Annotated in this window: 11 protein-coding genes; 7 read left to right on the forward strand and 4 right to left on the reverse strand. The window is 62.9% G+C overall.

From position 1 onward, the window contains the following. Positions 1 to 268 precede the first annotated feature (268 nt). Positions 269 to 850, reverse strand: coding sequence for an NADPH-dependent FMN reductase (locus ACYVII_RS18955; protein WP_460537913.1), 582 nt, complete (start codon positions 848 to 850; stop codon positions 269 to 271). A 136-nt stretch (positions 851 to 986) separates the two neighbouring features. Between ACYVII_RS18955 and ACYVII_RS18960 the strand changes: the two genes are divergently transcribed. The 3 genes from ACYVII_RS18960 (at position 987) to ACYVII_RS18970 (ending at position 2,767) form a co-directional block, all read left to right on the forward strand. Continuing rightward, the gene (locus tag ACYVII_RS18960) at positions 987 to 1,421 is read left to right on the forward strand and encodes a MarR family winged helix-turn-helix transcriptional regulator (protein WP_460537903.1); all 435 of its coding nucleotides are present in this window, start codon (positions 987 to 989) and stop codon (positions 1,419 to 1,421) included. Positions 1,422 to 2,126: 705 nt separating this feature from the next. Then, positions 2,127 to 2,426, forward strand: a complete 300-nt coding sequence (locus ACYVII_RS18965) for a ribbon-helix-helix protein (RefSeq protein ID WP_460537904.1) — start codon at positions 2,127 to 2,129, stop codon at positions 2,424 to 2,426. Next, on the forward strand, positions 2,423 to 2,767 hold the full coding sequence (locus ACYVII_RS18970) for a type II toxin-antitoxin system PemK/MazF family toxin (RefSeq protein ID WP_460537905.1): 345 nt from the start codon (positions 2,423 to 2,425) through the stop codon (positions 2,765 to 2,767). Before ACYVII_RS18965 ends, ACYVII_RS18970 begins: the two co-directional genes overlap by 4 nt. Positions 2,768 to 2,797: 30 nt before the next feature. Here ACYVII_RS18970 and ACYVII_RS18975 read toward each other — a convergent pair whose 3' ends face one another. Then, entirely contained in the window at positions 2,798 to 3,061 is a 264-nt protein-coding gene (locus ACYVII_RS18975; protein ID WP_460537906.1) for a hypothetical protein, read from the reverse strand. 683 nt (positions 3,062 to 3,744) lie between these two features. Here ACYVII_RS18975 and ACYVII_RS18980 point away from each other — a divergent pair. Both ACYVII_RS18980 and ACYVII_RS18985 read left to right on the forward strand, forming a co-directional pair. Further along, on the forward strand, positions 3,745 to 4,425 hold the full coding sequence (locus ACYVII_RS18980) for a hypothetical protein (RefSeq protein ID WP_460537907.1): 681 nt from the start codon (positions 3,745 to 3,747) through the stop codon (positions 4,423 to 4,425). A 162-nt stretch (positions 4,426 to 4,587) separates the two neighbouring features. Further along, positions 4,588 to 4,974: a VOC family protein gene (locus ACYVII_RS18985; RefSeq protein WP_460537908.1), complete on the forward strand. Its 387-nt coding sequence runs from the start codon at positions 4,588 to 4,590 to the stop codon at positions 4,972 to 4,974. Positions 4,975 to 5,031: 57 nt separating this feature from the next. Here ACYVII_RS18985 and ACYVII_RS18990 read toward each other — a convergent pair whose 3' ends face one another. Further along, positions 5,032 to 5,379, reverse strand: a complete 348-nt coding sequence (locus ACYVII_RS18990; protein ID WP_460537909.1) for a LysM peptidoglycan-binding domain-containing protein — start codon at positions 5,377 to 5,379, stop codon at positions 5,032 to 5,034. 311 nt (positions 5,380 to 5,690) lie between these two features. Continuing rightward, the gene (locus tag ACYVII_RS18995; RefSeq protein ID WP_460537910.1) at positions 5,691 to 5,900 is read right to left on the reverse strand and encodes a hypothetical protein; all 210 of its coding nucleotides are present in this window, start codon (positions 5,898 to 5,900) and stop codon (positions 5,691 to 5,693) included. A 268-nt stretch (positions 5,901 to 6,168) separates the two neighbouring features. On the opposite strand from ACYVII_RS18995, the gene ACYVII_RS19000 reads away from it, so the two are divergent. Both ACYVII_RS19000 and ACYVII_RS19005 read left to right on the forward strand, forming a co-directional pair. Further along, on the forward strand, positions 6,169 to 6,432 hold the full coding sequence (locus ACYVII_RS19000) for a ribbon-helix-helix protein, CopG family (protein WP_460537911.1): 264 nt from the start codon (positions 6,169 to 6,171) through the stop codon (positions 6,430 to 6,432). Further along, a complete protein-coding gene (locus ACYVII_RS19005) occupies positions 6,429 to 6,668 on the forward strand; it encodes a toxin (protein ID WP_460537912.1) in 240 nt (79 codons plus the stop codon). Before ACYVII_RS19000 ends, ACYVII_RS19005 begins: the two co-directional genes overlap by 4 nt. Positions 6,669 to 6,955: the final 287 nt, after the last annotated feature.

Consider the following 6,955-nt stretch of genomic DNA (forward strand, 5'->3'; position numbering starts at 1 on the left):
ATGCGAGCACTGATCCACGTCCTCCACGAGACCACCGAGCCCGCCCGCCCCGAACTGCTCCTCACCGCCTAACCATCACCCACCCACAGGGAACAACAGCAGTGACACCACACCACGGGACTTGACCTCCACGCGGGTGCTGTCAACCGAGCAGATGTGATGCGATCGTATGCGGAAAGCCCATCTTCCCTGACAACCCAACCTGCGGCCGACGCCCGGAATGATGACACCCCAACAGATGCCCGGTGAGGGATCCTTAACGGACGGATTAGGCGGCAGCGGTGGCCCGCCCCGCTCGAACCGCCTGGAGCGCCGCCGCCCATGACGGCAGCTGGTCAAGCATCGTCCCGACCAGAGGCTCGATTCCATGGGACGGGATGTACTCTTCGGTCTCGAAGCCCGCATGTGTGTTGATAGCGGGTTGCGAACGGACGGTAGCGACCTGGACTTCGGCGAGGACGAGCCGGAGGGCCTCGGCGGCGCGGACGCCTGCCGCCCATCCGCCGTAGCTGATGATGCCGGCGGCCTTGTCGTTCCACTCTCTGTAGACATAGTCGATTGCGTTCTTCAACGCGCCGGGGAAGGAGTGGTTGTACTCCGGGACGACGAACACGAAGCCGTCGAATGCCGCTACGGTGGCGGACCAGGCGCGGGTGTGGTCGTGCGTGTACTGGGCCAGGATCGGGTTGCCGGGCTCGTCGAGGTTTCCCAGCGCGTAGTCGGCGAGATCGACGATTTCGAACTGGGCGCCGCCATGCTGTCGTGCCGCGTCGAGCACCCACGCTGCGAGCCGAGCGCCACGACGTCCGGGCCGGGTACTTCCGAGAATGATGCCGATACGCAGAGCCATAAAGGGCGGACCTTTCCAAAGTTGATGCGTCAACTTTAGGATGCGTACAGTTGATGCGTCAACTCGCTCGGCTTATGGTGGCTGCATGGCCACTCACTCCCTGACGGCAGCGGACTGGGAACTCTGGCATTCCTGGATGGAAGCGCAACGCCTGGTCGCGGACGACGTCGACGAGGCGCTGCGATCCGAAGCCGGTGTCTCCAAGGCCGAGTTCAGCATCCTTCGCACCCTCGGAAGCGCACCTGAGGCGACGCTTCGCGTCGTCGAACTCGCAGCCGCGCTTCGATGGGAAAAGAGTCGGGTCGCACATCTTCTGACGCGGATGGAGCATCGCGGGTTGATCGCCCGGATCGAGGACGGCGCTCCCGGCCGCCGCACCGCCGTGAGGCTCAGTTCCGACGGGCGAAACGCGCTCCGGGAAGCCTTGCGCGTCCACGAGAAAAGCGTGTCCCGGATCTTCACCGGTCAACTCACCAACGATCAGGCCGCGGCTATTCGCAGCTGGAGCGAACGGATCATCTCGGCGGCCGCGGCGCCGCCCTCAACGCGCCCACCGAAAGAGTCTCAATAACCGGTCGCCCACCGCGCATCGATCGCTCGCCGCCTCTACCCCAGCATGCGCTAGATCGTGCGATGCACGTAAGACCCGTACGGTGAAAATGCGCGCCAGGATACGGCGTCATCTGCAACGTGACGTCAGGCAGTCGCGGCTCCTCTCCCGGAACCATCGACGACGGGTTCTTCGAATGAAGACGACGAGGGAAGAGACGACGAGACAGACGACGACTTGATCGAGTAACGAGGAAGATACAGCGCGGCGAAAGATATAGGCCACCGAGCCAAGAAGACCCACGGGATGAAAATGGTGATGGATGGAAAATGGTGATGCACGCAGGCACTTTCATCAGTGGGTTCCTGTTGTTGTGTCCGCAACGACATGGATTGCGTGTAAACCGGGTTGCGTGGCGAATCGACGCGTTTCTGCGAAGGCCAAACGGCGTGAAGCCGCCTATGCGAGGCGGCGCCAACAGCACGACGTAGCGACAACTCGGCACCTTAAAGAGGACGCGCAGGAGGCCGCTACGCGGCGCGCGGTGTCGGTCTGCCGATGGTCGTGAGTCCGGTAGCAGACCCGATAGCGGCGGCCGGAGACGGTTTCGTACGGCTCGATGCTCCCCAGAGGCCGCACCAGGGACGGGTCACTACGGATTCCAGGTTTTGGCCGCGCGACCATGTGATGACCGGCTCGGCGGCCGTCCTCGCGCCGTGCCCTCGGATGTGGCGGAATGGTTCGGACCGACGTCGGCCGGGGCTCAACGGCCGCCGGTATACTTCAAGTATGACCACCACGATCAAGGTGAGCGATGAGCTCCGCGACCGGCTGAAGGCACAGGCCGCTCACGACGGTCTCACGCTGGGCGCGCACCTTGCACGACTCGCGGATGCGGAAGATCGTCGTAACCGACTGCAGTCGTTGAAGATTGCGATCGGTGACACCGGGACCGAGAACGCCGCCTCTCATGCGGCAGAGACCGCCGAATGGGAACGCACTGAACTGACCGACGCGACACGGTGAAAGACCTCGAGCTCGCGCCGGGGGTCGTCGCGTGGGCATCCCTTGAGCCGGTTCGCGGCCGTGAACAGGGTGGCCACCGACCAGTGCTCGTGGTCGCCTCGTCCGGGTATCTTGACGCGGTCACGACGCTTGCAATCATCCTGCCGATCACTACGGTCGATCGCGGCTGGCCGAACCACATTCGAGTTGAGGGACCTAGCGGCCTCGATCGGCCGTCCTGGATCATGTCCGAGCAGCCCCGCACCCTCTCCCGCGACCGGATCACCGGGATCGCCGGCCAGGTCTCGGACGCCTGCCTTGCAGAGATCCGTACCTGGCTTGGCGACTTCTTCGGCCTCTGAGCCCCCGCTCTCTCATTCCGACTGCCCGAGTCAGCGCCCGTTCGGTCCGATGGTTCGTTTCGACAACGCTTGCCTGCTGAGCCCGGTTCGCGGTGTCAGCGAGTTCCAGCTCTCGCCCACCTCGCGAAGGCGGACGATCAACTGGTCCCTGTCGAGAAGAAGGGCGTCCTGCTCACGCCTTAGCCGATCGAGGGACCGGCCGAGGTAACCGAGGCGTTCGAGGACGTCGGCGCGGGTGCCCCCATGTGTTCGCCACGGCAGATTGCGCGTCGGCGGCGCGCCGCGCAGCGGCATCCCGAGCGCGCTCCTCCGCACGCCGAACCGCGGCCGCTTAGTGCTGCTCACGCTGCCTCGCGTGCGCCGCTGAACGATGTTTTGACCTGGCTTGAACCCCCGATTGCCATGAAACTCGGTTTACACGCGACCCCCGTCATTCAGAGGGTGCCGGAAGTGCCCCACTGAAAGTGCCTGCGTGCATTGCCAATTTCAGTTCTTGGATCTTCCTCGCTCCGTTGTTCCTCTCACCCGTCGTGTCTTCGTCCGTGCTCGATCGATATCGTCATCTGTCACTTCTCGTGTTCCGTCGTCGGTTTCGTTTCGAGAAACGCTTCGCCGACAGTTCGTGGAGAGGACCCGCACAACACGAGGTCATGTTGCAGTTGACGTATGCGGGAGGAGGATCTAGCGCATGCTGGGGTAGAGGCGACATGCGCTCGATGCACGGTGGTGGACCGGCTTGCGGGCACATTTCATGGCGTCTGTCGTTCTATTGGTTGTCCGTCGGCCCATCGTGGTCCTGGGTGCCGGTCGCAACGCGCACTCCGCGAATCGGCCATCTGGAGGCAGATGCCGCGGCAGTTCGAGCCGGACGGAATGGGACAAACCGAAGAGTGCCGGCGTCCGAGTGCAGGTTGGCCCGGGACGGGCGATACGGTCATCACATCGCATCGGAAGACTTGAGGGAGAGGACGGGTGGCGTGCTGGTCGGAGCGCTATTCCTTCTCATGGTGCTCGGGATCGCTATCGTGGCAACGGTCGTCCTCCCAGTCCTGTTGTTCCTCACTCGTTCCGATGCCAAACGCCGGGTGGCGGTGATGGAGCACGCTCGTCAGCACCTGGTAGCCGAACTCCCGAACCCGCAGTCGACGTGGAGCCGGTCGCAATGGGAGTCGGCGATAACGGTCACCTCGGATGATCGTTATCTGTACTTGCTGGACAGGCCCGCAGCGCTCCCTCCGACACGCGCCGCGATGCACGGGCCGTGGTGGGCCATCGCAATTCTGGCGGTCTTCTGGGTACTGGTGGCGGCATGGTTCCTCAACGGCTATGCCTCCGGTCGCCCGATCAGTCGCGCAGAGGTCATCGGCACTTGGACCGGTCAAGGGAACGCTGGGCAGGGCAAAGTTGTCGTCGAGCTCCGTCGCGATGGAACGTACATCGCGTCCGGGTTCAGATTCCCGAAGGGCTTCGACCATTCAGGCACGTGGATGTTGTTCAACTTCCCGAGTGATCCCAAAGTCGATCTGAGAGGCCGCACTACCGGCTACAACATCGACATCACGTGGAACTATTTCCAACCCACCATCTCCGTCTGCAATGGAGACCCGGACAGTTACGGCACCTGCACCACCCTCACCAAAACCGGACCAGCAAACTGAAGGGCGCCCGCTGAGGGATCATCATTGCGCGGTGCTTCGCCGCGGAACACGGATGAGGGAACCACGCTGATCTGACGTCGCTAATCGATCGCCCTGTGATCGGTGATGTCTCGAGGCTTGGCGGCGGTATCGGCGCTTCACGGTATCGAGTACGGTGCGACTGTGACGAGTATCTGGCCGTTCCTGGCCGTGAAGGATGTGGATGCGGCGGTGGAGTTCTACATCGAAGCGTTCGGTGCTGTGGAACAGATGGAACGCGTCCGTTCCGACGACGGTGCGCAAGTGGCTGTGCTGATGATCGACGGATGTCCGGTTGGGTTGGCTACGGAAAGTGTTGAATTGCGCACGCCAAGCCCCGAGACCGTGCACGGAACGACGGTCCGCATTCACCTCGACGTTGACGACCCGGACGAACTGGCGGCGCGGGCGGTTGCCGCGGGTGCAAAGCGGATGTTCGCTGTTGCCGATCAGCCGTATGGCATCCGCCAAGGCCGGGTCGTGGATCCCTTCGGTCACCATTGGCTCATCAGCGGACCGCTGAAGTCGTAATCCCCGCGGCGTTGTGCAGAGCGCGCTGCGTTCGCAAGCGGATCCCCCTGCGTGCACTCACTGCCTGAGGGCGAGCTTCATTCCCGGCTGGAGCTGGCCGTATGCTCCGGAATTGGTGGTGAGTTCGTCGACGGTGATCCCGAGGCGATCGGCGATGCTCGAGAGATTGTCGCCGCTAGCAACGACGTAGGTAACTGGATCACCGGCCACGTCGTCGATCACGGTTCCTTCGGCTCCCGTCTCTGGGCCGTGATCGATGATCGGCGACGTCGTTTGCGTAGGCGAAAGCGGTGTGCTCTTCGCTGTGCCCGTTGCTGTGTTTGGTGCGCTGCTCTGTGAGGTACATCCATTGAGGGCAAAGGCCAGAACGATCGCCGCACTCACGACCCAGAACCGCCGGGACACGAACCGACACTATCGCCCGATGGGCCGCTGACCGGTCCGTTGCGCACCTTGGGGTCTCAGCCTTGAGACCACCGTCCGCGTCGGCTAGTCGCTCTAGCAGTTCGCGAATGGGACAAGGAAGTTGCATTGGAAGAAGTCACGTACGCGCGGGAGCGTTTCGTTGATGCCGACCCCGACAGACCACACGACGACGATGAGCACGGCGGTGAGAACAGCGAGCGATGCCGCGAGGGCGAGCAGAGACCCTCCGGTACTCATCGGTTCGCGAGGCGCTGGTTTCCGTCGACGGGTCACGGATACATGGACCGCGTCTACTTGACCGTGTATCCGGCGTCGCGGAGAACATCGATGATCTTGCTGATGCTGAACCAGCTCTCGATGATCGCTTGCTCGGATCCGTTCTCGCCCCAGCACGCCCAGACACGGCGAAAGAATCGCCGCTCAAGCCTGAGCGTGGGCTTCGAGGCGAACACTTCGTTCCCGAGGACGGAGAAGGTGATGCCGTTTTCGTAGACGTCCATCTGACGAGGAAACGGCCAGCTCGTGTTCACCGGTACAAGGCCCCTGATCAACGACAACCCCTGTGGGGCCAGACTCGCCAGCCGCTGGCCGTAGTCCTGAACGAGCGGCATCCTCACTCCAATCCCACCGACGCGTCGCGACCACATCCAACCACGGGACCACATTCAGCTGAGAGCCGAAGCTTGTGCCCGTAAGCCGATCCCCTTACGTCACTCCGAGCGGAATGCGATCCCTACACTCTCAGCGATTTCGTCATACACTAATGACATGGGTTCGGACGAGACGATCAACGGGGTTCCTGTGACCGAGGAGCAGATCGGGGCGTGGGCCGCTGAGGCTGAGGCCGGTTATGACTTGGCGACATTGAAGAAGCGCGGCAGGGGTCGTCCCGGCCGCGGCGCGGAGCCTTCTCAGGTTGTTGCTCTTCGTCTGACGACGGAGGAGATCGCCGAGATCGATGCGCGTGCTGCTCGGGAGGGCAAGACACGCTCGGACATCATCCGTGAGGCGTTGGCGGCTTCCGCCGCGTGAAGGTTCATCGCTCGGCACTGAAGCACGGAATACTTGCCGAGGATGTCATCCAGGCCGCGAGCTGGGCGGTGTGGATCGAGGACCTCGATGAAGGTAGTCCGTCCCGGCAGCTGCGTCTTGGATTCGACACCCATGGTCGTCTGCCCGAGACGGTGGTACTCACGTTCGACAGCGGCAATGAGCTGGTGATTCACGCGATGAAGGCGAGACCGCAGATGATGGACCTGCTTCCGTGAGCGCCGCTTTTGCCCACATCTGAATGAAAACCACCGTGATCACAGTCATCACACGCCGCTCAAAAACCACGTAGTTCCGCGGATTTCGGCTCGCTGCCCAGCGCTTTCGGGGGCCCGAGTAGAGCACACGCTCATACTCGTGGTGTCGCGGGCTCAAGCCCGGTCAAGTCCCGTGGTGTGGTGTCACTGCTGTTGTTCCCTGTGGGTGGGTGATGGTTAGGCGGTGAGGAGCAGTTCGGGGCGGGCGGGCTCGGTGGTCTCGTGGAGGACGTGGATCAGTGCTCGCA

Source organism: Humibacter ginsengiterrae, from assembly GCF_054780115.1.

Excerpts from the sequence above, each read along its gene's own strand:
- ACYVII_RS18955 (WP_460537913.1), bottom strand. The coding sequence starts at position 850 with ATGGCTCTGCGTATCGGCATCATTCTCGGAAGTACCCGGCCCGGACGT.
- ACYVII_RS18960 (WP_460537903.1), top strand. The coding sequence starts at position 987 with ATGGAAGCGCAACGCCTGGTCGCGGACGACGTCGACGAGGCGCTGCGA.
- ACYVII_RS18965 (WP_460537904.1), top strand. The coding sequence starts at position 2,127 with ATGTGGCGGAATGGTTCGGACCGACGTCGGCCGGGGCTCAACGGCCGC.
- ACYVII_RS18975 (WP_460537906.1), bottom strand. The coding sequence starts at position 3,061 with ATGCCGCTGCGCGGCGCGCCGCCGACGCGCAATCTGCCGTGGCGAACA.
- ACYVII_RS18995 (WP_460537910.1), bottom strand. The coding sequence starts at position 5,900 with ATGGACGTCTACGAAAACGGCATCACCTTCTCCGTCCTCGGGAACGAA.
- ACYVII_RS19000 (WP_460537911.1), top strand. The coding sequence starts at position 6,169 with ATGGGTTCGGACGAGACGATCAACGGGGTTCCTGTGACCGAGGAGCAG.